We start from the raw sequence: 2082 nt of genomic DNA, 5'->3' as shown, positions 1-2082 counted from the left end.
CCGCTAACCCCATCAATTAACCTTCCGGCACCGGGCAGGCGTCACACCGTATACGTCCACTTTCGTGTTTGCACAGTGCTGTGTTTTTAATAAACAGTTGCAGCCAGCTGGTATCTTCGACTGATTTCAGCTCCATCCGCGAGGGACTTCACCTACATATCAGCGTGCCTTCTCCCGAAGTTACGGCACCATTTTGCCTAGTTCCTTCACCCGAGTTCTCTCAAGCGCCTTGGTATTCTCTACCTGACCACCTGTGTCGGTTTGGGGTACGATTTGATGTTACCTGATGCTTAGAGGCTTTTCCTGGAAGCAGGGCATTTGTTGCTTCAGCACCGTAGTGCCTCGTCATCACGCCTCAGCCTTGATTTTCCGGATTTGCCTGGAAAACCAGCCTACACGCTTAAACCGGGACAACCGTCGCCCGGCCAACATAGCCTTCTCCGTCCCCCCTTCGCAGTAACACCAAGTACAGGAATATTAACCTGTTTCCCATCGACTACGCCTTTCGGCCTCGCCTTAGGGGTCGACTCACCCTGCCCCGATTAACGTTGGACAGGAACCCTGGGTCTTCCGGCGAGCGGGCTTTTCACCCGCTTTATCGTTACTTATGTCAGAATTCGCACTTCTGATACCTCCAGCATACCTCACAGTACACCTTCGCAGGCTTACAGAACGCTCCCCTACCCAACAACACATAGTGTCGCTGCCGCAGCTTCGGTGCATGGTTTAGCCCCGTTACATCTTCCGCGCAGGCCGACTCGACCAGTGAGCTATTACGCTTTCTTTAAATGATGGCTGCTTCTAAGCCAACATCCTGGCTGTCTGGGCCTTCCCACATCGTTTCCCACTTAACCATGACTTTGGGACCTTAGCTGGCGGTCTGGGTTGTTTCCCTCTTCACGACGGACGTTAGCACCCGCCGTGTGTCTCCCGTGATAACATTCTCCGGTATTCGCAGTTTGCATCGGGTTGGTAAGTCGGGATGACCCCCTTGCCGAAACAGTGCTCTACCCCCGGAGATGAGTTCACGAGGCGCTACCTAAATAGCTTTCGGGGAGAACCAGCTATCTCCCGGTTTGATTGGCCTTTCACCCCCAGCCACAAGTCATCCGCTAATTTTTCAACATTAGTCGGTTCGGTCCTCCAGTTAGTGTTACCCAACCTTCAACCTGCCCATGGCTAGATCACCGGGTTTCGGGTCTATACCCTGCAACTTAACGCCCAGTTAAGACTCGGTTTCCCTTCGGCTCCCCTATTCGGTTAACCTTGCTACAGAATATAAGTCGCTGACCCATTATACAAAAGGTACGCAGTCACCCCATTAAGAGGCTCCCACTGCTTGTACGTACACGGTTTCAGGTTCTTTTTCACTCCCCTCGCCGGGGTTCTTTTCGCCTTTCCCTCACGGTACTGGTTCACTATCGGTCAGTCAGGAGTATTTAGCCTTGGAGGATGGTCCCCCCATATTCAGACAGGATACCACGTGTCCCGCCCTACTCATCGAGCTCACAGCATGTGCATTTTTGTGTACGGGGCTGTCACCCTGTATCGCGCGCCTTTCCAGACGCTTCCACTAACACACACACTGATTCAGGCTCTGGGCTGCTCCCCGTTCGCTCGCCGCTACTGGGGGAATCTCGGTTGATTTCTTTTCCTCGGGGTACTTAGATGTTTCAGTTCCCCCGGTTCGCCTCATTAACCTATGGATTCAGTTAATGATAGTGTGACGAATCACACTGGGTTTCCCCATTCGGAAATCGCCGGTTATAACGGTTCATATCACCTTACCGACGCTTATCGCAGATTAGCACGTCCTTCATCGCCTCTGACTGCCAGGGCATCCACCGTGTACGCTTAGTCGCTTAACCTCACAACCCGAAGGTGTCTTTCGACATCATCGCATTGCTACATTTGAGAGACTCTATGACAGGTTACTCCTCATCCCAAACTGCTACGGGGGACAAGTTTCAGCCGTCATGTTTCAATTTTCAGCTTGTTCCAGATTGTTAAAGAGCAAAATACTTCGCAGCATACTGTTGCCAATATACTCTGAAGTATTGAAATTCAAGGACCTATATGGCT

1 rRNA gene is annotated in these 2082 nt (G+C 51.7%); it reads right to left on the bottom strand.

Annotation, left to right across the window (positions count from 1 at the left end):
* Nucleotides 1-1868: ribosomal RNA gene (locus AC5O77_RS21560) — 23S ribosomal RNA — on the bottom strand; the annotation flags it as partial.
* Nucleotides 1869-2082: the final 214 nt, after the last annotated feature.

The sequence above is a fragment of the Stenotrophomonas sp. INTA L402-1 genome, from assembly GCF_059295135.1.
Note: the sequence above shows the minus strand (reverse complement) of the source record. Positions and strands in the feature narration are given on the sequence as shown.